This is a genomic window from Oscillibacter valericigenes (genome assembly GCF_021531435.1).
Lineage (GTDB): Bacteria > Bacillota > Clostridia > Oscillospirales > Oscillospiraceae > Oscillibacter > Oscillibacter valericigenes_B.
The window spans coordinates 1-19,767 of sequence record NZ_JAFBIS010000022.1; the positions used below are offsets into that span (position 1 = coordinate 1).

Annotated in this window: 19 protein-coding genes, 2 tRNA genes and 1 pseudogene; 21 read left to right on the forward strand and 1 reads right to left on the reverse strand. The window is 62.5% G+C overall.

Going from position 1 to position 19,767, the window contains the following annotated elements:
* Positions 1 to 83 precede the first annotated feature (83 nt).
* Positions 84 to 1,601, reverse strand: a complete 1,518-nt coding sequence (locus JQM68_RS11015) for an S-layer homology domain-containing protein (RefSeq protein ID WP_235223053.1) — start codon at positions 1,599 to 1,601, stop codon at positions 84 to 86.
* A gap of 230 nt (positions 1,602 to 1,831) precedes the next feature.
* Between JQM68_RS11015 and recJ the strand changes: the two genes are divergently transcribed.
* The 21 genes and pseudogenes from recJ (at position 1,832) to JQM68_RS11115 (ending at position 19,558) form a co-directional block, all read left to right on the forward strand.
* Positions 1,832 to 3,928, forward strand: a complete 2,097-nt coding sequence (gene recJ / locus JQM68_RS11020) for a single-stranded-DNA-specific exonuclease RecJ (protein WP_235223054.1) — start codon at positions 1,832 to 1,834, stop codon at positions 3,926 to 3,928.
* A complete protein-coding gene (locus tag JQM68_RS11025) occupies positions 3,925 to 6,132 on the forward strand; it encodes a RelA/SpoT family protein (RefSeq protein ID WP_235223055.1) in 2,208 nt (735 codons plus the stop codon). The genes recJ and JQM68_RS11025 overlap by 4 nt, the downstream gene beginning before the upstream one ends.
* 61 nt (positions 6,133 to 6,193) lie before the next feature.
* Positions 6,194 to 6,637 carry a D-aminoacyl-tRNA deacylase gene (dtd, locus tag JQM68_RS11030; RefSeq protein ID WP_235223056.1) on the forward strand — a complete coding sequence of 148 codons (444 nt, stop codon included), beginning with the start codon at positions 6,194 to 6,196 and terminating at the stop codon, positions 6,635 to 6,637.
* A 10-nt stretch (positions 6,638 to 6,647) separates the two neighbouring features.
* Positions 6,648 to 7,262 (forward strand): MBL fold metallo-hydrolase, encoded by a 615-nt coding sequence (locus tag JQM68_RS11035; RefSeq protein ID WP_235223057.1) that lies wholly within the window; start codon positions 6,648 to 6,650, stop codon positions 7,260 to 7,262.
* 9 nt (positions 7,263 to 7,271) lie between these two features.
* Complete coding sequence (hemZ, locus tag JQM68_RS11040; protein ID WP_235223058.1) at positions 7,272 to 8,747, forward strand: coproporphyrinogen dehydrogenase HemZ; 1,476 nt, start codon at positions 7,272 to 7,274, stop codon at positions 8,745 to 8,747.
* Positions 8,748 to 8,773: 26 nt separating this feature from the next.
* Positions 8,774 to 9,709, forward strand: coding sequence for a uridine kinase family protein (locus JQM68_RS11045; protein ID WP_235223059.1), 936 nt, complete (start codon positions 8,774 to 8,776; stop codon positions 9,707 to 9,709).
* 14 nt (positions 9,710 to 9,723) lie between these two features.
* A complete protein-coding gene (locus tag JQM68_RS11050) occupies positions 9,724 to 10,116 on the forward strand; it encodes a zinc ribbon domain-containing protein (protein ID WP_235223060.1) in 393 nt (130 codons plus the stop codon).
* On the forward strand, positions 10,116 to 10,943 hold the full coding sequence (locus JQM68_RS11055; protein WP_235223061.1) for a purine-nucleoside phosphorylase: 828 nt from the start codon (positions 10,116 to 10,118) through the stop codon (positions 10,941 to 10,943). The genes JQM68_RS11050 and JQM68_RS11055 overlap by 1 nt, the downstream gene beginning before the upstream one ends.
* A gap of 73 nt (positions 10,944 to 11,016) precedes the next feature.
* Positions 11,017 to 12,630, forward strand: a complete 1,614-nt coding sequence (locus tag JQM68_RS11060; RefSeq protein WP_235223062.1) for a putative polysaccharide biosynthesis protein — start codon at positions 11,017 to 11,019, stop codon at positions 12,628 to 12,630.
* Positions 12,631 to 12,688: 58 nt separating this feature from the next.
* Positions 12,689 to 13,495 carry a nucleoside triphosphate pyrophosphohydrolase gene (mazG, locus tag JQM68_RS11065; RefSeq protein WP_235223063.1) on the forward strand — a complete coding sequence of 269 codons (807 nt, stop codon included), beginning with the start codon at positions 12,689 to 12,691 and terminating at the stop codon, positions 13,493 to 13,495.
* Positions 13,496 to 13,560: 65 nt separating this feature from the next.
* Positions 13,561 to 13,836, forward strand: coding sequence for an HU family DNA-binding protein (locus tag JQM68_RS11070; protein ID WP_235223064.1), 276 nt, complete (start codon positions 13,561 to 13,563; stop codon positions 13,834 to 13,836).
* Positions 13,837 to 14,073: 237 nt separating this feature from the next.
* Positions 14,074 to 14,322: an RNA-binding S4 domain-containing protein gene (locus JQM68_RS11075; protein WP_235223065.1), complete on the forward strand. Its 249-nt coding sequence runs from the start codon at positions 14,074 to 14,076 to the stop codon at positions 14,320 to 14,322.
* A 43-nt stretch (positions 14,323 to 14,365) separates the two neighbouring features.
* On the forward strand, positions 14,366 to 14,647 hold the full coding sequence (locus JQM68_RS11080; RefSeq protein WP_235223066.1) for a YabP/YqfC family sporulation protein: 282 nt from the start codon (positions 14,366 to 14,368) through the stop codon (positions 14,645 to 14,647).
* Between the two features lie 3 nt (positions 14,648 to 14,650).
* Positions 14,651 to 14,902, forward strand: a pseudogene (gene yabQ / locus JQM68_RS13965) (spore cortex biosynthesis protein YabQ); the annotation flags it as partial.
* Positions 14,903 to 15,107: 205 nt separating this feature from the next.
* Positions 15,108 to 15,410 carry an FtsB family cell division protein gene (locus tag JQM68_RS11085; protein WP_235223067.1) on the forward strand — a complete coding sequence of 101 codons (303 nt, stop codon included), beginning with the start codon at positions 15,108 to 15,110 and terminating at the stop codon, positions 15,408 to 15,410.
* A 107-nt stretch (positions 15,411 to 15,517) separates the two neighbouring features.
* Positions 15,518 to 16,000, forward strand: a complete 483-nt coding sequence (locus JQM68_RS11090) for a S1 RNA-binding domain-containing protein (protein WP_235223068.1) — start codon at positions 15,518 to 15,520, stop codon at positions 15,998 to 16,000.
* Positions 16,001 to 16,277: 277 nt separating this feature from the next.
* Complete coding sequence (gene hpf / locus JQM68_RS11095; RefSeq protein ID WP_235223069.1) at positions 16,278 to 16,823, forward strand: ribosome hibernation-promoting factor, HPF/YfiA family; 546 nt, start codon at positions 16,278 to 16,280, stop codon at positions 16,821 to 16,823.
* A gap of 304 nt (positions 16,824 to 17,127) precedes the next feature.
* A complete protein-coding gene (locus tag JQM68_RS11100; RefSeq protein ID WP_235223070.1) occupies positions 17,128 to 17,937 on the forward strand; it encodes a sensor histidine kinase in 810 nt (269 codons plus the stop codon).
* A 107-nt stretch (positions 17,938 to 18,044) separates the two neighbouring features.
* Entirely contained in the window at positions 18,045 to 19,115 is a 1,071-nt protein-coding gene (gene mnmA, locus JQM68_RS11105; protein ID WP_235223071.1) for a tRNA 2-thiouridine(34) synthase MnmA, read from the forward strand.
* 269 nt (positions 19,116 to 19,384) lie between these two features.
* Positions 19,385 to 19,470 (forward strand) — tRNA-Leu (locus JQM68_RS11110).
* Positions 19,471 to 19,482: 12 nt separating this feature from the next.
* Positions 19,483 to 19,558 (forward strand) — tRNA-Met (locus JQM68_RS11115).
* The last annotated feature ends 209 nt before the right edge of the window (positions 19,559 to 19,767 follow it).

The window sequence follows — 19,767 nt, forward strand, 5'->3', positions numbered from 1 at the left end:
GGGCCCCTTAAGGGGCTTTGTCCGTATAAAGCCCTTATAGGGCTTACTCAAGCCTCCGGCTTAGCCGGAGGTTTTGACTTTGGTCAGGCTTCCGGTGCCGCGGCGCTCTGGGCGGCGGCCATCTGCCGCAGGTCGTCCACCACCAGCTGGTCCACGCTGAACAGCTTGGCGAACCGGACCCGCTCCTCCACAGACCGGGGATTCAGGTACCAGGCGATCAGGGGCTTTTTATCCTCTGTGAGGCCGGTGAGATAAGCGCAGGCATAGCGGCTGGAGTAATGCTCCTCCAGGTTTCCTTTCGCGGCGAGGCCCGCCAGATCCTCAGCGGTGAGAGAGGTGCTGTTCTTCCCGTTGACCCACACGGAGGCATCGGTGGACAGCAGAATGGAGAGCCTGGAGCTGTCCACCTTGCCCTGAAGCTCCGCCAGAGCATAATACAGCTCCTCCAGCGGCTCCACAGGCGCGGCGGGATATTGGCCGTCGGCCTTTTCATAGGAGGCGATCCGCAGGATCAGCTTGTCCGCCGTTTTGCCCAGGGCGGCATAATCATAGCCGTTGTACCGGGTGCCCTGCCAGGAGGGGGCCTCCGCCACCAGATACAGCAGCTTGCCGTTCAGGGCGGACTTCAGCGCCTGGGCCAGCTTGACCAGAGCGGTCTCCTTGGCCAGCTTCAGGGCGGGAATGTCCAGCAAAATGCCGTCATAGCCGCCCTCCTCCACAGCGGAGACCAGACAGGCGGCGGTCTCGGCGGCGGTGCCGTTCAGGGCGGTGGGGCCGCCCTCCACATACAAAAGCGCCTTCGCGCCGGACTGCCGGGCGGCGTCCCGCAGGGCGGAGGCTCCGGCGGCGTCGGAAGCATTCGTCACCCTGACGCCGCCCGCGGCCATCAGATGGGCGCCGCTGACGGCGACAGCCTCCCAGCCCGTCAGGTCGGGGAGAGGCTCTTCGGGGGACAGGATGCCCACCTTGCCGGGCTCGGCCCGGTGGAGCTTGTCATACAGCCGCATCAGGATGACCGCCACCTGCTCCCGGGGGGCGGTGCGGGAGGGGGCAAAGGAGGTGGAGGAGATGCCGTCCATCAGCCCCAGGTCACAGACCATGGTGATATACCCGGCGTTGGTGGTCACATCCTGGAAGGCGGAGGGCAGGTCCTGGGCAAGGCCGGCGATGGTGCCGTAGCCCAGGGCACGGACCAGCATGACGGCCAGTTCCTCCCGGGTGATGGGGTCGCCCGGGCGGAATTCCGCCCGCTGGGCGGTGACGGCGCCGTGCTCATAGGCGGCCTGGACCGCCCCGGCATACCAGGCGCTGACGGGGACGTCCGTATAGGCGGACCGTGTGGGTTTGGACGTCTCCCAGCCGAAGAACCGGCACAGCACCACGGCAAAGGCGGAGCGGGTCATCTGGTGTCCGAGACCGAACCGGGTGGCCGACTCGCCCTGAAAGAAGCCCAGCTCCACACAGCGCCGGATGTCCTGCGCGGCCCAGTGGCCGGCGGGGACGTCCGTAAAGCCCGCCGCGGCTGCGGGGGCCGTGAGGCCGCCGGTCAGCATGGCGCACAGCACCAGACAGCTCAGCAGCCGTTTGAGTTGCTTTTTCATTATTTGTTCTCTCCTTTGGGCACCTTTTGGTGCCAAATCATCCCCACTATACCAGAATTTTCGGTATCCGTCAAACCAAAGCTGTCGAAACGGCGCACGAAACGGCGCGGCGGTCCGGCGGCCATTTCCCGCTTTTATAAAATCATTCTTTACCTGACCGCACTTTTCTGCTATAATAAATTAGTTATATTGGATTCTTTTTTCAATTTGCCGGAAAGGAGGGAACTCCCGTGAAATTCAAAAAGTGGAACATCGGCAAGCCGGAGGAGCGGGATGTGGCCCTCCTGCGGAGCGCGGGGTATCCCTATCTGCTCAGCACGGTGCTGGCCGCCCGGGGCGTCACCACGCCGGAGGGCGCCGCCGAAAGCCTGGAGCGGGACCGGAGCCTGACCATCTCCCCCATGCTGATGCGGGATATGGACAAGGCGGTGGGGCGCATCCAGCGGGCTATTTCCGATGGGGAGACCATCGCCGTGTTCGGCGATTACGATGTGGACGGCATCACCTCCACGGTGCTGCTGCTGGACTATCTGAAAAGCTGCGGCGTCCATTGCCTGCGGTACATCCCCCGCCGCATCGAGGACGGCTACGGCCTCAGCAAGGACGCCATCCGGAACCTCCACGACCAGGGCGCCACGCTGATGATCACCGTGGACTGCGGCATCACCGGCAACGACGAGGTGGACTTCGCCAACTCTCTTGGTATGGATGTGGTGGTGACCGACCACCATGAGTGCAAGGAAGAACTGCCCCACGCCGTGGCGGTGGTGGACCCTCACCGGCCCGACTGCTCCTACCCCTTCAAGCACCTGGCGGGCTGCGGCGTGGCGCTGAAGCTGGTGCTGGCCCTGGGCGGTGAAAACCGGGAGGACGCCCTGTTTGCCCGCTACTGCACCCTGGCCGCCATCGGCACCATTGCCGACGTCATGCGGATGGAGGGCGAGAACCGCACCATCGTCTCCTGCGGCCTGGAGGCCCTGCCCCACACGGATTTCGTGGGCGTTCACGCCCTGCTGAAGGAAGCGGGGCTGCTGGGCAAGCCCATCACCTCCATTCAAATCGGCTTTGTGCTGTCCCCCCGCATCAACGCCGCCGGGCGCATGGGCGCGGCGGACCTGGCTGCCGACCTTCTGGAGGCGGACGACCCCGCCGAGGCGGAGGTGCTGGCCAAGCGGCTGTGCGATTTGAACCGGGAGCGCCAGGCGGTGGAGCAGGCCATCTGCGCCGACGCCATCGGCCAAATCGAAAAACTCCGCAGCGAGGAGCGCAGCGCGCTGGTGCTGTCCAGCGAGGACTGGCACCAGGGCGTGGTGGGCATTGTGGCCTCCCGCCTCAGCGAAAAATATTCCTGTCCCAGCTTTATGATCCATTTGAAGGACGGCACGGGCAAGGGCTCCTGCCGCTCCTACGGCGGCTTCAACCTCTTTGCCGCCCTGGACGCCTGCTCCGATTTGCTGGAGGGCTTCGGCGGCCATGAGCTGGCCGCGGGCTTCACCATTCAGGAGAGCAATATCGACGCCTTCCGCCAGCGGATGAACCGCTATGTCCGCTCCGCCATGGACGGCGTGCTGCCCGTCAGCTCACTGGACATCGACGCGGCCATCACCTCTCCCGGAGAGGTGACGCTGGACCAGGTGGAGAGTCTCAGCCACCTGGAGCCCTACGGCGCCGGGAATCCCCGGCCGGTGTTCGCCCTGCTGGGTGCCACGGTGGACTCCCTCCAGTCCGTGGGCCAGGGGCGGCATCTGAAGCTACGGCTCTCCAAGGGCACCAGCCGGTTCGACGCCATCTTCTTCTCTGTCACGGAGGCCGAGTGCGGCATCACGGCGGGCAGCCGGGTGGACGCCGCCTTCTACCTCCAGGCCAATACCTTCCGGGGCACCACGACGTTACAGTTACAGCTCATTGATATTCGTCCCTCCCTGACGCCCAGCCGCCATGAGGCGGCGGACCTGGAGCTGCTCCACCGCCTGCTGGGCGGCGGGCCCCTCACCAACCAGGAGACGGCCCGGCTCCGGGCCTCCCGGGAGCAGTACGCCGCCTGCTGGGTGGCGCTGGAGCGCCGGCTCCGCCAGGGAAAGGTGGAGGAGGAGCTGCTGCCCTATCTGCGGCAGCTGGCGGCCCGCACCGGCGGAAACGAGAGCTTCCTCCGCACGGCCCTGGCGCTGGACGTGTTCCAGGAGCGGGGGCTCATCTCCCTGGCGGTGCAGGGGGACAGCGTGACGCTGTGCCTGAATCCGGCCCGGGGAAAAGTCAATTTGAACGAGTGTCCTTATCTTGTCCGGCTGCAGGACGCGGCCAGCCGAAACCGAGGTGACCAGCCATGACCATTCAGGAGCAATACGATCTGTTGGAAAAAACCATCCGGGGCTACAACCCTGCCGCGGATTTTGCCCAGATCAGAGCCGCCTTTGACTATGCCGACAAGTGCCACGAGGGCCAGAAGCGCAAGAGCGGCGAGCCTTATATCATCCATCCCCTGGCCGTGGCCCAGATCGTGGCGGAGGAGCTGAAGCTGGACAGCGAGTCCATCGAGGCCGCCCTGCTCCACGACGTCATCGAGGATACCCCCGCCACCCATGAGGACGTGGCGAAGCTCTTTTCCCCCACCATCGCCGACCTGGTGGAGGGCGTCAGCAAGCTGACCCGTATCCAGTACGCCACCAAGGAAGACGAGCAGATGGAGAACCTGCGGAAGATGCTCATTGCCATGAGCAAGGACATCCGCGTCATTCTGATCAAAATCTCCGACCGCCTTCACAACATGCGGACCATGGAGTACCAGTCCCCTTCCAAGCAGAAGCAGAAGTCCCTGGAGACCATGGAGATCTATGCCCCCATTGCCCACCGGCTGGGCATGCAGCGCATCAAGTGGGAGCTGGAGGACCTGTCCTTAAAATACCTGGACCCCATCGGCTACGACGAGATCGTCTCCAAGCTGGACGCGAAAAAGCCGGAGTACGAGGCGTTCATGAAGCGCACTCAGATCCAGATCGACGACCGGCTCAACGAGCTGGGTATCCAGCACATCGTCTACGGCCGGATGAAGCATCCCTACTCCATCTACCGGAAGATGTTCAATCAAAATAAGTCTTTGGACGAGATTTTTGACCTGTTCGCCTTCCGGGTCGTTGTGGAAAACGTGGGCGACTGCTACAACGTTCTAGGCGTCATCCACGACATCTACAAGCCCATTCTGGGCCGGTTCAAGGACTATATCGGCACCCCCAAGCCCAACGGCTACCAGTCCCTCCACACTACCGTCATGGGCACCGACGGCTATCCCTTCGAGGTGCAGATCCGCACCCGGGAGATGCATGAGATCGCCGAGTACGGTGTGGCCGCCCACTGGAAATACAAGCAGAACGGCCAGGGCGCCGGCACCGAGGGCCGCTATGAGTGGGTCCGCCGCCTGCTGGAAAACCAGGAGGGCGCCGATGCCGAGGACTATATTCACTCTCTGAAGGTGGATATGTTCTCCGACGAGGTATTCGTGTTTACCCCCAACGGCGATGTGCAGAACCTGCCCGCCGGCGCCTGCCCCATCGACTTTGCCTATGCCATCCACTCCGCCGTGGGCAACCACATGGTGGGGGCCAAGGTCAACGGCCGCATCGTCACCTTTGACCACATTCTGAAAAACGGCGACATCGTGGAGATCATGACCTCCAAGGCCGCCAAGGGCCCCAGCCGGGACTGGATGAAGATCGCCAAGTCCAGCGAGGCCCGCAGCAAGATCCGCCAGTGGTTTAAAAAGGAAAAGAAGGAAGAAAATATTGTCAACGGCCGTTCCGCCTTTGAAGCGGAGCTGAAGCACTGCGGCCTTTCCGTGAAGGATGTGACGGACCCGGAGCTGCTGCCCACGCTGCTGAAGAAGGTGGCCTACCCCAATCTGGAGGATATGTACGCCGCCATCGGCTACGGCGGCTTCACCGCCCAGAAGGCGGTCAGCCGGATGCAGGGGGAGATCAACCGTGTCCTCCGCCAGCGCCAGCAGGAGCAGCAGGCCCTGGAGACCGCCGCGGCCAAGCCCAGGGAGGAGGCGCCGCACCCCGCCGAGCCCAAGAAAGTCAAGAGCGAGCAGGGCATCATCGTGGAGGGCCTGGACAACTGTCTGGTGAAATTCTCCAAGTGCTGCACCCCCGTGCCGGGAGACGACATCGTGGGCTTTATCACCCGGGGCTACGGCGTGTCCGTCCACCGGGCGGACTGCCCCAACGCCGCCCACCGGAACGATCCAGACCAGGCGGGCCGGTGGATCAAGGTCTCCTGGGGTACGGATACCAATGAAAACTATCCTACGCTGCTGGAGGTCATCTGCAAGGACCGCTCCAACCTGCTGCTGGATATTTCGGCGGCGCTGTCCACCACCAACACCTTTGTGCTGGGCATCAACACCCGCAGCACGGAGGACGGCTTTGCCATCTGCCGGATCGAGGTCCGCATCCGGGACGACGTGCAGCTGAAAAACCTGATGAACAAGCTGAACCAGATCTCCGGCGTTTACCAGGTCACCCGGCCCGCCGGCTGATAAAACGATTTCCCTGTCTCCCCCGGCGGGGAGACAGGCCCATCTTTAGGAGGGATCTGCCATGCGCGCAGTTGTTACCCGCGTCCGCCATGCCTCCGTCACCATTGACGGGAAGGTCAACGGGCAGATCGGCCAGGGCTTCCTGGTCCTGCTGGGCGTCGGCCCCAGCGACACCCATGATACCGCCGTGAAGCTGGCGGAGAAAATCTGCAATCTCCGTGTCTTCGAGGATGAAAACGGAAAGATGAACCGAAATCTGGAGCAGGTGGGCGGCAGTTTGCTGGTGGTCTCCCAGTTCACCCTGTATGCCGACACCTCCTCCCGACGCCCCGGCTTCTCCGGGGCCGCCAAGCCCGACCTGGCCATCCCCCTGTACGAGGATTTCATGGCCCACTGCCGGGAGCGGGGCTTTGCCGTGGAGCACGGCGAGTTTGGCGCCGACATGCAGGTGGACTCCCTGAACGACGGCCCCGTCACGATTTTGTTTGATACCGAACGGCCATAAGGAGGCTTTTATGGACATCAAGACCCTGCAGGTTGGACCCATCGGCACCAACTGCTACCTTCTCTGCGATGAGACGGAAAAACTCTGCGCCGTCATCGACCCCGGCGGAGATGCCGTCCGGGTGGCCGCCGCCGTGGAGGACTCCGGCTGCGCCCCCTGCGCCATCCTGCTGACCCACGGCCACTACGACCACACCGGCGCGGTGGCGGAGCTGTCCGCCCGGTGGCCCGGTGTGCCGGTGTATCTGAACCGCCGGGATGTGTATGAGGGAGACGCCTATTTACAGCAGCTCTTCCCCCCGGTGCCGTGTGCGAAGGACTACGGCGAGGGGGATACGGTCCAGGTGGGCGGTCTTACTTTGCAGGTGCTGGCCACCCCCGGCCACTCCGAGGGCAGCGTGACCCTCCGCTGCGGCGATGCGCTGTTCTGCGGGGACACCCTGTTCGCCGGCTCCTGCGGCCGGACGGACTTCCCCGGCGGCAGCGTGAAGAAAATGATGGAGTCCCTGAAACGCCTGGGCGAGCTGGAGGGCGACTTGAAGGTCTATCCCGGCCACATGGAGGACAGCACCCTGGACCGGGAGCGTTCCTGGAACCCCTACCTCCGCCAGGCCATGAACGGATAAGGAAACGGTATGAAATTGGTATTAAACGGCCACGACGAGCGGTACACCGTGGAGCAGAGCCTGATGAACCTGTTCCCCGGCGAGCTGCCGGTCTATGAGCCGGTTTTGCCCGGGGACGAGAGCTGGGCCACCATCACCCTGCGGGAGTCCCCGGAGGACTGCCGCGTGACGGTGGAGCTGCGCCACGGCGGAAAGACCGCCGCGCAAAGCTGCCGGACGGTCCTCACCGGCACGGATTTTGAAAAGGAGGGCCAGCGGCGCCATGCCATCGCCCGGTGTTTCTTCCTGGCGGCACGGGCCGTCACTGGGGCCACGCCCCCCTGGGGGATGCTGACCGGCGTCCGGCCCGACAAGCCCGTCACCTGGGCGCTGGCGGAGGGAAAGACGCCGGACGAGGCCCGCGCCATGCTGGAGAACGAGTATTTTGTCACTCCCGAGCGGGCGGCCCTGGCGCTGGAGACCGGCGCCGCCGCCCTGACCGCCGCCCGGCGGCTGGGGCCCAGGGACATCGACGTCTATGTGGGCATCCCCTTCTGCCCCACCCGCTGCGCCTACTGCTCCTTTGTCAGCCAGTCGGTGGAGCGGAGCTTTGCCCTGGTACCGCCCTATGTGGACGCACTGATTGCGGAGATCCGCTCCGGCGGGCAGATGGTCCGGGAGCAGGGACTGCGGGTCCGGGCCTTCTATATGGGCGGCGGCACCCCCACCACCCTGACGGCGGAGCAGATGGACCGGGTGCTGACGGCTTTTGAGGAATCGTTTGAACTGGATGCCTGCGAGGAGATCACCGTGGAGGCGGGCCGCCCCGACACTATTACGGCGGAAAAGCTGGCGGTGCTGAAAAGCCACGGCGTCACCCGGGTCTCCGTGAACCCCCAGAGCATGGAGGACCATGTGCTGCGGGCCATCGGACGGTGCCACACCGCCGGGGATATTGACCGCGCCATGGAGCTGGTGGAGAAATATGCGTTCCCCCATGTGAATATGGATTTGATAGCGGGCCTGCCGGAGGATACCCCGGAGGGCTTCCGCCGCTCCCTGGACGCCTGTCTGAAGTTCGGCACGGACAACGTGACCGTCCATACTCTGGCCCTGAAAAAGGGCAGCCGCATCCTGCTGGAGGGCCTCACCATCCCCGGCCCGGAGGCTGTGGGCGAGATGCTGGACTACGCGGCCCCCGTCCTGCGGAGGGCCGGGTATGCTCCCTACTACCTCTACCGGCAGAAATATATGTCCGGCAGCTTTGAAAATATCGGCTGGTGCCGCCCCGGTGGGGAGTGCTGGTACAACATCGACATCATGTCGGAGCTGTGCTCCATTCTGTCCTTCGGCGCGGGCGGGTCTACTAAGATGGTGGAGCCGGGCACGAACCACATCGAGCGGGTGTTCAACCTGAAATATCCCAAGGAGTACACGGAGCGCCCTGAAAAGGGCCTCTCCAACCAGGCGGCCTTTGCCGCGTTCTATCGGAAGTTAGGCCTTTAAACCGCATATTTGGAAAGGAGCCTGCCATGCCGTATTCTCTGACACGGCTGAACGAAGCCGTCCGCAGCGACCCCGCGGCGTTTGCACGGGAATGTGACGCCGCTTTCGCGAAAAAAGTGGAAAACGCGGCCAAGAAGATCGCGGACCACCGCGGTGAGTCCCATGTCGTCCTGCTCTCCGGCCCCTCCGGTTCCGGCAAGACCACCACCGCTCTGAAAATTGAGGAGCAGCTGGACAAAATGGGCATCGAGACCCACACGATCTCTATGGACAACTACTTCAAAACGCTGGACCCGGAGACGGCGCCCCGGAACCGGGACGGCGCCATCGACTTCGAGTCCCCCTTTTTCCTGGATGTGGACCTTCTGAACCGGCACTTCGCCATGCTGGACCGGGGCGAGACCATCCACGTGCCGAAATACGAGTTCGCCCGGCAGATGCGCTCCGACATCATGTCCCAGCCCCTGCGGCTGGGGCCGGACGACTTGGCCATCTTCGAGGGCATCCACGCCCTGAACGACATCATCGTGGGGAAGAATCCCCACGCCTTCAAGCTGTATATCGCCGCCCGCAGCAATCTGGTGGACGACGACGGAAACATCGTGTTCCAGCACGCCTGGCTGCGGCTGTGCCGCCGCATCGTCCGGGACTACCAGTTCCGGGGCAGCGACGCCAGCTTCACGCTGAAGCTGTGGGACAACGTCCGCCGGGGCGAAAAGCTGTACATCTCCCCCTATAAGGAAAACGCGCACATCATGTTCGATTCCTCCCTGGCCTTTGAATTTGCCGTGCTGAAGCCCGTGGTAGTGCCCCTGCTGGAGGCCCTCCCCGCCGGAAAGTACGCGGTGGTGGACGATATGCTGCGGGGCTTTGAGAAGATCGAGGCCATGGACGAAAAATATGTGGCGCCGGAGTCTCTGGCAAGAGAATTCCTCGGCGGTTCCACTTATGATAATCATTGATGGAGGGCTTCGCTATGAACGAAAAGCTGATAGACATTCTGGAAATGGTCCAGCGGACCGCCGTGCAGGTGGGCGACACCGCCTCTGATGTGGCCTACGGCGTCGGGAAGAAAACGGAAGAGCTGCTGTCCGTCGCCAAGCTGAATATCCGCATCGTGGACCTGAAGGCCGAGGTCAATACCTCCATGCGGGAGGTGGGCGAGATGCTCTACGCCACCCATACCGGCACCCCCACGGATTCCGAAATTCTTCAGGCCAAGCTGGAGGAGATCGACGGGCTGAAAGCGGAGATCGCCGCGCTGGAGGCCCAGATCGGCAAGGAACGGGCGGCCCACACCTGCGCCACCTGCGGCGCCGTCGTCCGTGACGGGGACGCCTTCTGCCGGGAGTGCGGAGGGAAGCTGTGATGGAAACCTACACCTATGAGCAGTACCGGGAGAGCGCGGAGGCTCTGCGCGCCCGCCTGGGCGGTTTTACCCCCAAGGTGCTGCTGATCTTAGGCTCCGGCCTGGGCGCCCTGGGCGATGAGGTGGAGGACCCCGTCGTGGTGCCCTACGCGGAAGTACCCCACATGAAGCGCTCCACCGCCCCGGACCACAAGGGGCAGTTCGTGTTCGGCCGACTGTCCGGCAAGGACGTGGCGGTGATGCAGGGCCGGCTCCACACCTATGAGGGCTGGAGCTTTGCCGACGTTAGCTATCCCGTCCGGGTGCTGCGGCTGCTGGGGGCGGAGACCCTCATCGTCACCAACGCCGCCGGCGCGGTGAACCGGGAGTTCGACGTGGGCGACATCATGCTCATCACCGACCACATCAAGCTCTTCGGCGTCAGTCCCCTCTGCGGGCCCAACCTCGACGAGTTCGGCCCCCGGTTTCCGGACATGAGCCATGTCTACACCCCCGCTCTGCGGGAAGCGGCCCGGAAAGCCGCGGAAAATCTTGACATCCGGCTGCGGGAAGGTGTATATATGTACTTCCCCGGCCCCCAGTACGAGACCCCGGCGGAAGTGCGGGCAGCCCGTATCCTGGGCGCCGACGCGGTGGGCATGTCCACCGTCCCGGAGGCCATCACCGCCGCCCACTGCGGCATGCGGGTGCTGGGCTTCACCCTCTGCACCAACATGGCGGCGGGCGTGCTGGACCAGCCCCTCTCCGGCGAGGAGGTCATCGCCGCGGGACAGGCCGCGGGGCCGAAATTCACCGCCCTGGTGAAAGCCTGCCTGGAGCAGGTATGATTTCCCGGGGAACGCATAGGCTCCTTTCAGGAGAAGCTTCTCCGTATATTTTGTTTCATTCGAGGTAAACCTCATGTCGAATCAACCCAAAAAGCAATCTTTCCTGGGCGGCGCCGCGATTTTGGCCTCCGCCGTGGTCATCGTGAAGCTTATCGGCGCGGTGTATAAGATTCCCCTGGGCAACATCATCGGCGACGAGGGCAAGGCCCACTTCACGGTGGCGTACAACATCTATAACCTGCTGCTGACCGTCTCCACCGCCGGCCTGCCCCTGGCCATCTCCAAGCTGACCAGCGAGGCCCACGCCCTGGGCCGGGAGAATGAGAAGCGGAAGCTGTTCCGCACCGCCATCTGGCTGTTCTTCGCCCTGGGCCTGGTGCTGTCGCTGTTCATGTTCTTCGGCGCGGCGCAGCTGGCAGGCTTTATGAACGACTCTCTGGCCTACTGGTCCATCAAGGCCCTGGCTCCCGCCGTATTCTGCGTGTGTTTGCTGGCCTGCATGCGGGGCTATACCCAGGGCCAGGGGAACATGAAGCCCACCGCCATCTCCCAGGTGCTGGAGGCCCTGTGCAAGCTGACCATCGGATTGTCCCTGGCCTGGTATTTCCTGCGGCTGGGCTACGGTGTGGAGATCAGCGCCGCCGGCGCCATTTTGGGCGTCACCGTGGGCACCGTGCTGTCCATGTTCTTCCTGATCTTCTACCTGCTCACCCACCGGGACCGCTCGGAATCCCTGGACGTGCCGGAGAGCTCCGGGACGCTGATGAAAAAGGTGCTGACCATCGGCATCCCCATCACCCTCAGCAACTCTGCCATGAGCATCATCACCCTCATCGACAGCAAGATCGTCCTGGGTCGGCTGGGCTCCATCGCGGAGCTGCTGCCGGACACCCCTACCGCCCTGTACGGCCAGTACACCTTCGGCATGGACCTCATCAACCTGCCGCCGTCCTTCGTGTACCCCGTCACCATGAGCCTCATTCCCTTCGCGGCGGCGGCGGTGGCGAGAAAAGACCATGAGGGCGCCAACCGCATCATCTCCTCCGCTTTCCGGCTCATCGCTATTCTGGCGATCCCGGCGGGTGTGGGCCTCAGCGTGCTGTCCGGGCCCATTCTGCTGACGCTGTACCCCGCACAGCAGGCTTCCGCCACCGCGGCGGGCCCCCATCTGCGGGTGCTGGGCATCGCCTGCATCTTCATCTGCATCATGACCCTGACCAACGCCATCCTGCAGTCCTACGGACATGAGCGCATCCCCATCTGCACCATGCTGGCCGGCGGACTGACGAAGATCGTGCTGAATTATATCCTGGTGGGAAACCCCAACATCAACATCCACGGTGCTCCCGTCTCCACCCTGTGCTGCTACATGGTCATCGTGGCGCTGAACCTGTTCTTTGTGTGGAAATACTCTCCGGAGAAGCCCCGCTACCTCCAGCTGTTCACGAAACCGGTCATCGCCTCCGTCCTCATGGGCGGCGCGGCCTGGGCGGTGTACGGCTTTGCCAGCCGCCTTCTGGCGGGACACTCCGCCTACGGCGCCAACGCCCTGGCTACCATGCTGGGCATCCTGGCGGGCGTGGCGGTGTATGCCGTGCTGGTCATCGCGATGCGTATCCTGCGGGCGGAAGATGTCAAATCTGTGCCCCACGGAGAGAAGCTTATTAAACTTCTGCACTTAAAATAAAAAATTTGAGAATTTGCTGCGTGATGCAAGCAAATTTTCTTGCAAAGGCAGGCATTGTATGGTAGATTTTCAATGTAAGCCCCGCTATGACTGGGCGGATTTTCTGGAGATCATGCGGCTCCTGCGGGGGCCGGGCGGCTGTCCCTGGGACGCCGAACAGACCCACCAGTCCATCCGCCGGAATTTCCTGGAGGAGACCTACGAGGTCCTGGACGCTTTGGACCGGGACGATGCGGAGGCCATGTGCGAGGAGCTGGGCGACGTTTTGATGCAGGTGGTGTTCCACGCCACCATTGAGGCCGAGCGGGGCCGCTTCACCATGGCCGACGTGGTGGACGGCGTGGCCCAGAAGATGGTATACCGCCATCCCCATGTGTTCGGCGGCACCATGCAGGCGGACAACAGCGAGCAGGTGCTGGTGAACTGGGAGGTCCTGAAACGGCAGGAGAAGGGCCAGCGTTCCACGGCGGACGCCATCGAGTCCGTGCCCCACACCCTGCCTGCCCTGTGGCGGGCGGAAAAGACCGCCTCCAAGACCGCCAAGGCGGGCTTTGACTGGGACGACGCCATGAGCGCCCTTAACAAGCTGGAGGAAGAGGTCCGGGAGCTGCGGCAGGCCATGGAGTCCGGCAAAGCGCCGGACGCGCCTCACGGCGTCCGGGAGGAGTTGGGCGACGCCCTGTTCATGGCGGCTAAGCTGGCCCAGATGACCCATGTGGACCCGGAGGACGCCTTGCACCGTGCCTGCGATAAGTTCGACAGCCGGTTCCGCTTTGTGGAAAGCGGAGCGGACAAGCCCCTGGCGGACTGCACCAAGGAAGAGCTGCTGGCCCTGTGGCGGGCGGCGAAAGAACAAGAATCTTAATGTGCGCTAGCATTTAAGAGATAAAGCTGTGATCCCACAAATGATTTTATAGGAGGACTATCCAAATGAACAAAGCTGAACTGATCAATGCCGTCGCCGCCTCTACCGGCTGCTCCAAGAAGGACACTGAGGCTGCTGTTACCGCCGCTCTGGAGACCATCACCGCCGCCCTGAAGGAAGGCGAGAAGGTCCAGCTGGTGGGCTTTGGCTCTTTCGAGGTCAAGAAGCGCGCCGCCCGCATCGGCCGCAACCCCAAGACCAAGGAGTCCATCGAGATCCCCGCTTCCGTCGTGCCCGTGTTCAAGGCTGGCAAGGCGCTGAAGGACGCTGTGAGCAAGTAAGTTTTCGAGGGGGAGCATGCTCCCCCTCGACCTCCCCCAGCACCAGTGACGTCGGTCACTGGTGAACGCCGCCCCCGGCGGCTGGGTCGAGGTATTTTCGCCACGTACACGCCGCGGCGAAAATGATTGAAAATTCTTCTTTTGCCTCCGGCAAAAGAACTGGGGGAACCGTGGGTTCCCCCTAGACCCCCCTCCCACTTTTGCGGGGAGGGGGCGTTTCGTTTTGGAGGGACCTTTATGAGACTGGACAAATATCTGAAAGTGGCGCGGCTCATCAAGCGGCGGACTGTGGCAAATGAGGCCTGCGACAACGGGCTGGTGACTGTGAACGGCAAGCCTGCCCGGGCGTCCTATGACGTGAAGGTGGGCGACCGCATCTCCATGCGCTTCGGCGCCCGCACGGTGACGGTGGAGGTGCTGTCCGTCCAGGAGACGGTGAAGCAGGCGGACGCCGCGGCGCTGTACCGGGAGGTCCGGGAGGAATAACTTCCCACCCCCTGCCATATAGTGTGGACAGGGGGGCGAAGCTATGAGCGATTTCAATACCGTGCCGGCCGCCGCGCACCGCCTGGAGCTGGTGGGACGGGAGCGGCTGGTGGTCTCCGGTGTGGAGGATGTGGACCGGTTCGATGAGAGCGGCATCGTCATGTCCACCACCGCCGGGACGTTGGTGGTCACCGGAGAGGACCTGCATATCGGCAAGCTGTCTCTGGACGGCGGAGAGCTCCATGTGGACGGCCGCATCGACTCCGTGACCTATGAGGACGAGGGCCAGGGCCGGGGCGGTTTTTTCAGCCGCCTGTTCGGATGAGCCATGGGGAGCCCGGTCTCGGCCCAGCTGCTGGCCTTCGGCCAGTCGATCCTGCTGGGCCTGTCCGCTGGGGTGCTGTACGACCTGCTGCGGCCCTTCCGACTCCGCTGGCCCCGGCTCACCGGCCTTCTGGATGGCATCTACTGCCTCACCGTGGGGACGGTGTCCTTCCTGTTCCTGCTGCGCCGGGCCGACGGCGAGCTGCGGGGTTTCCTGGTGCTGGGCGCCTTGGGAGGAGCGGTCCTGTTTTTCTGCGTTTTTTCTCAGCTTCTCCGCCCGGTATGGGCTTTTTGGGCCGATACTCTGGTCTGCTTGGCGCATTTGTTATCTTTTCCCATATTATGGGTCAAAAATTTTGGTAAAAAAACGGCCCGGTACGGAAAAAATCTCTTTTATTTTGCAGGGAAATGCTATACAATAAGAAAAACTGGGTGGGTTTCCCACAAAGGAGGCGGCAGGCATGGCGAAAAAAACCGAGCAGCAAAAAAAGCGTCCCCGGGCCAGTCTGCTGACCAAGATCGTGCTTCTGGTGCTGCTGATAGCGGTGGGCTGGCAGCTGTACGGTCTGCAGGGCAAAGTGGCCGCCGCCCAGGAGGAAAAGGAGCGCTACGCCGCCCAGGTGGAGCAGACGAAGCGGGAAAACGACGCTCTGTCAGCGGACATCGCCGAGGGCCCCACCCGGGAAAAGATCGAGGAGATCGCCCGGGATGAGCTGGGCCTGGTGACGTCCAACGAGTACGTGTTTGACGATATCAGTAATTGAGATCGGTGCCGGACGACGAGGGGGTCTCCGCTTCCTCGGTCTTGGTGCCGTTCTTTTTTGCCGGGGGTGCCCGGCGCAAATTAGTGGAAGGAGAAACAAAGGACTGTATGGAGCCTCAGGTTGGGAGCATTTTGGAGGGTAAGGTGACCACCATCACCAAATTCGGCGCGTTTGTGGCATTGGAGGGCGGCAGGAGCGGCCTGGTACATATCTCGGAGATCGCCAATACCTTTGTCAACGACGTGCATGACTTTTTGCAGGAGGGGCAGACCGTCAAGGTGCTGGTCTTGTCCACGGAGAACGGGAAGATCAACCTTTCCATCAAGAAGACCCAGCCTCAGGAGCGGCCCGCGCCCCGGACCCAGCGGCCCGGCGGCGGTTCTTCCGCCCCGCATCCCGCGACGCAGCAGCGCACCGGCAGCGCACAGCCCCGGACCTTTTCCCGGGCGCCGCAGCAGCCGCTGCCGCCTTCCGGGGACCAGTCCTTTGAGGACAAGCTCAAGCAGTTCCTCTCCTCCTCCGAGGGGAAGATGGCCGACCTGAACCGCAGCATCGACGGCAAGCGGGGCGGCGGCCGCAGAAGAAGATAACAGCCACAGGCGGCAGGGTGTTCCCTGCCGCTTTTTGTTTCCGGACGCATAAAAAAGGGCCGCCCGGCGTTATGCGCCGTGCGGCTCAAGCGGGTGGGATATTGGAAAGCTTCCTGGATCATCATAGCACCTCCGGCGTTCGAAACTTGTCGGAAAGAGGCGGCGATGAAGTTTTTGTAAAAACTGCACGGCTCCATCTATACAAAACCGCAGATATGTGTTATATTATACAAAAGAGAGGAACCCGCCTCTCTTCCACACGAAAGGAGCGATCTCGATGAAGTATACCTACACCTGCAAAAAAGTCTCTCTGAATGATTCCATCAAGGAGTACGCCGAAAAGAAGATCTCCAAGCTGGAACGGTATTTCCGGGAGGACACCGCCGCATTTGTGACCTTCTCTGTGGAAAAAGATCACTTGTGCACGGTAGAGGTCACCATCCGGGGCGGCGGCACCCTGCTCCGCGCCCAGACCGAGGCGCCGGATGGGGATATGCGCGGCGCCATCGACGCCGCTGTGGGCTATATCGAGCGCCAGATCCTGAAGAACAAGACCCGCCTGGCCAAGCGCCTGCGCAGCGAGGGCTTCCCCCCTGCCGCGCCTGCCGACGATTTTGAAGTCGCGGAGGAAAAGGAGTTCAACATCGTCCGCACCAAGCGCTTCTCTGTCAAGCCCATGAGCACCGAGGAGGCCATCCTGCAGATGAACCTGCTGGATCACGATTTCTTCGTTTTCCGCAGCAGTGAGGACGACAGCCTGTGTATCGTCTATCACCGGAAGAACGGCGGCTACGGCCTGATCGTCACGGACGAAGAAGAATAAAGGAAATCACTCCACCGGGGGCCGCGTCAGCGGCCCCCGGTTTTTGCGCGGAAGAGGGTGGAAATGTTTTGAAAAAACCGCCCGGTTGGGGCCTGTCGGAAAAGGATTCGACATAATTCGACAAAATTCTTGTTTTTCCCGGCCGCTTTTGCTATGCTATTGGTGCGGCAGGCAGGCTTTTCCTGGTTTTTCTTTGCCTCCTGCCGTATATGCTACCAACAGGGCCTCCCGGTGTGACAGCTTCTTTTGCCTGGAGGTTTCCTGTGATTTTGGCTGCGCATGGCGGCGGAGGGGGGGAACTTCCATGGAACAGGATCAAAACCGGCTTGCATCCCTGTTTCCCGATGCGGCGGTCCAACTGCGCGCTGCTTTGAGCAATCTGCATCTGGCGGCGGTCCAATTGGCACCTGCGGAGGCCCGGGAGCACGACCCCGCCCTGGATCAAAAGGCCGCCCTTCTGGACCAGAGCTATTACCGCCTGCTGCAGCTGGTGAACAGCATGTCCTCCGCTGCGTGGCTCGCCAACAGCGACCCGCTGCCGCTCCAGGACCGGGACATTGTGGGGCTGGTCAGTGATGTGTGTGAGAAGGCCGGAGGCCTCGCCCCTCTGCTGGGGCTGGAGCTGCGGTTTGCCTGCCCCGTGGAGCATCATATCTGTGCGGTTTCGCCGGACGTATTGGAGCTGGCAGTGTATCAGCTTTTATCCAACGCTTTTAAATTTACGCCTGCCGGCGGTTCTGTGACCGTGGAGCTGCGGGTGAAGAATCATCAGGTGCTGCTGTCGGTCGCGGATACTGGCCAGGGCATCCCGGAGGAGCGGCTCTCCACCCTGTTTGACCGCTATCTCCACGGCAGCCGGCCGGATGCGCCCTCCCACGGCCTGGGCCTGGGCCTGCCTCTGTGCCGCCGTGCCGCGGAGGGTCATGGCGGCACGCTGATGGCGGAATCCCGGGTGGACGAAGGCAGCCGGTTTACCCTGTCCCTGCCGGACAGACGGGTGGGAGGCGGCGTGTCCGACATTCCCTTCGACTATGCGGGAGGCTTCAACCGCACCCTGATGAACCTGGCGGACGCGCTGCCTGTCAGGGCATTTCTGCGCAGCAACCAGGACTGAGCGCGCAAAAGGCCGCGAGGAACTTCCTCGCGGCCTGAATTTTCAGTTGCTTTTGATGCGTGACCGGGTATAATAAAAACCACATGGACCGAGAAGGGGGAAGAGAAATGCGGGTGTGCGTGGCGATGAGCGGCGGTGTGGACAGCTCCGTGGCGGCGGTTCTGCTGCAGGAGCAGGGCTATGAGCTCTCCGGCGTGAATCTCAGGATGTTCCACAACGAGGACCTGGGCGAGAGCCGGGAAAAAACCTGCTGCTCTCTGGCCGACGCCGAGGACGCCGCCCTGGTGGCCCGTCGGATGGGCTTCCCCTTCTATGTATTTGATTTTGCCCAGGTGTTCCGGGATACCGTCATCCGGGATTTTGTGGACGAGTATCAGGCCGGACGCACACCCAACCCCTGCGCGGTGTGCAACCGCGCCGTGAAGTTCGGCGCGCTGCTCCGGCGCGTACAGGCACTGGGCCATGATTTCCTGGCCACAGGCCACTATGCCCGCGTGGAACGGGACCCCGCCAGCGGCCGGTATCTGCTGAAGCGGGCCGCTGACCGGAGCAAGGACCAGACGTATTTCCTGTATATGCTGACCCAGGAGCAGCTGGCCCACACCCTGTTCCCGCTGGGAGGCCTCCACAAGACCGAGGTGCGGCAGATCGCCGAGGCCCATGGCCTTGTCAACGCCCGCAAGCACGACAGCCAGGACATCTGCTTTGTGCCGGACGGCAAATACGCGGATTTTATTGAGCGCACCGTGGGGAGCCCTTCCCCTGCCGGGCCGTTCCTGGACCGGGAGGGCCGAGTGCTGGGACAGCATAAAGGGCTCATCCGCTATACAAAGGGCCAGCACAAGGGGCTGGGCCTGTCCACGGAGGAGCCGCTGTATGTCCTGGAAAAGGACGCCGCCTCCAATACCATCCGCCTGGGGCCGGACAGCGCCCTGTGGAGCACAGAGCTGACGGCGGAACAGGTGAACCTCATCTCCGTGCCGGAGCTGACGGCTCCCATGCGGGTCACCGCCAAGACCCGGTACAGCCAGCGGGAGGCCGCCGCCACGGTGGAAGCCCTGCCGGACGGCTGCATCCGCGTGGTGTTCGACGAGCCCCAGCGGGCCATTACGCCCGGGCAGGCCGTGGTGCTGTATGACGGCGAGTGCGTGGTGGGCGGCGGCACCATCCGCGGCTGAGTGCGGACGGCGCCGGCCGCCGGTCACCGTTCGCTGATATTCCAGCAGTCCTGAAAGATCAGGTCATCCACATCCCCGGCGAACGCTGTATGCAACAACATGATAAAGACCTCCTTTGCGTGTTTCTACCCAGTATATGCATGGGGCAGTGAAAAGTTGCACGAAATCGGGCACGAAGCGAAACTTGTCGAGAGATTTTTTGCCTTTTTTCCCGCACGGGCTTGACAGAATACCGGGGTATGTGGTATTCTAATCATTGCCGACAAGCTGCCGGTGTGGTGAAATGGTAGACACGGCGGACTTAAAATCCTCTGGTAGCAATACCGTACCGGTTCGAGTCCGGTCACCGGCACCACTATTTTTATATCGCGGGGTAGAGCAGTTGGTAGCTCGTCGGGCTCATAACCCGGAGGTCGTAGGTTCAAGTCCTGCCCCCGCAACCATAAAACACCTGATTTCGTATGAAATCAGGTGTTTTTCTGCACTTTTTGCCTTAAAATAGTTTGGGTCAAAATATGGGTCAGCGGTCTGACCCTGACGCTGACCCATACGGGGGTCCGGAAAGTATTAAATTGGACAGAATATATTGCCATACCGGCGGTGTTGTTGCCTTTTGGATACGTCTGCGCTATACTGATTGCGAGGTGAGTCA

What these genes read in the sequence shown, in the direction of transcription:
- JQM68_RS11015 (WP_235223053.1), bottom strand. Translation starts at nt 1,601, where the DNA reads ATGAAAAAGCAACTCAAACGGCTGCTGAGCTGTCTGGTGCTGTGCGCC.
- JQM68_RS11025 (WP_235223055.1), top strand. Translation starts at nt 3,925, where the DNA reads ATGACCATTCAGGAGCAATACGATCTGTTGGAAAAAACCATCCGGGGC.
- dtd (WP_235223056.1), top strand. Translation starts at nt 6,194, where the DNA reads ATGCGCGCAGTTGTTACCCGCGTCCGCCATGCCTCCGTCACCATTGAC.
- JQM68_RS11035 (WP_235223057.1), top strand. Translation starts at nt 6,648, where the DNA reads ATGGACATCAAGACCCTGCAGGTTGGACCCATCGGCACCAACTGCTAC.
- hemZ (WP_235223058.1), top strand. Translation starts at nt 7,272, where the DNA reads ATGAAATTGGTATTAAACGGCCACGACGAGCGGTACACCGTGGAGCAG.
- JQM68_RS11045 (WP_235223059.1), top strand. Translation starts at nt 8,774, where the DNA reads ATGCCGTATTCTCTGACACGGCTGAACGAAGCCGTCCGCAGCGACCCC.
- JQM68_RS11050 (WP_235223060.1), top strand. Translation starts at nt 9,724, where the DNA reads ATGAACGAAAAGCTGATAGACATTCTGGAAATGGTCCAGCGGACCGCC.
- JQM68_RS11055 (WP_235223061.1), top strand. Translation starts at nt 10,116, where the DNA reads ATGGAAACCTACACCTATGAGCAGTACCGGGAGAGCGCGGAGGCTCTG.
- JQM68_RS11060 (WP_235223062.1), top strand. Translation starts at nt 11,017, where the DNA reads ATGTCGAATCAACCCAAAAAGCAATCTTTCCTGGGCGGCGCCGCGATT.
- mazG (WP_235223063.1), top strand. Translation starts at nt 12,689, where the DNA reads ATGGTAGATTTTCAATGTAAGCCCCGCTATGACTGGGCGGATTTTCTG.
- JQM68_RS11070 (WP_235223064.1), top strand. Translation starts at nt 13,561, where the DNA reads ATGAACAAAGCTGAACTGATCAATGCCGTCGCCGCCTCTACCGGCTGC.
- JQM68_RS11075 (WP_235223065.1), top strand. Translation starts at nt 14,074, where the DNA reads ATGAGACTGGACAAATATCTGAAAGTGGCGCGGCTCATCAAGCGGCGG.
- JQM68_RS11080 (WP_235223066.1), top strand. Translation starts at nt 14,366, where the DNA reads ATGAGCGATTTCAATACCGTGCCGGCCGCCGCGCACCGCCTGGAGCTG.
- JQM68_RS11085 (WP_235223067.1), top strand. Translation starts at nt 15,108, where the DNA reads ATGGCGAAAAAAACCGAGCAGCAAAAAAAGCGTCCCCGGGCCAGTCTG.
- JQM68_RS11090 (WP_235223068.1), top strand. Translation starts at nt 15,518, where the DNA reads ATGGAGCCTCAGGTTGGGAGCATTTTGGAGGGTAAGGTGACCACCATC.
- hpf (WP_235223069.1), top strand. Translation starts at nt 16,278, where the DNA reads ATGAAGTATACCTACACCTGCAAAAAAGTCTCTCTGAATGATTCCATC.
- JQM68_RS11100 (WP_235223070.1), top strand. Translation starts at nt 17,128, where the DNA reads ATGGAACAGGATCAAAACCGGCTTGCATCCCTGTTTCCCGATGCGGCG.
- mnmA (WP_235223071.1), top strand. Translation starts at nt 18,045, where the DNA reads ATGCGGGTGTGCGTGGCGATGAGCGGCGGTGTGGACAGCTCCGTGGCG.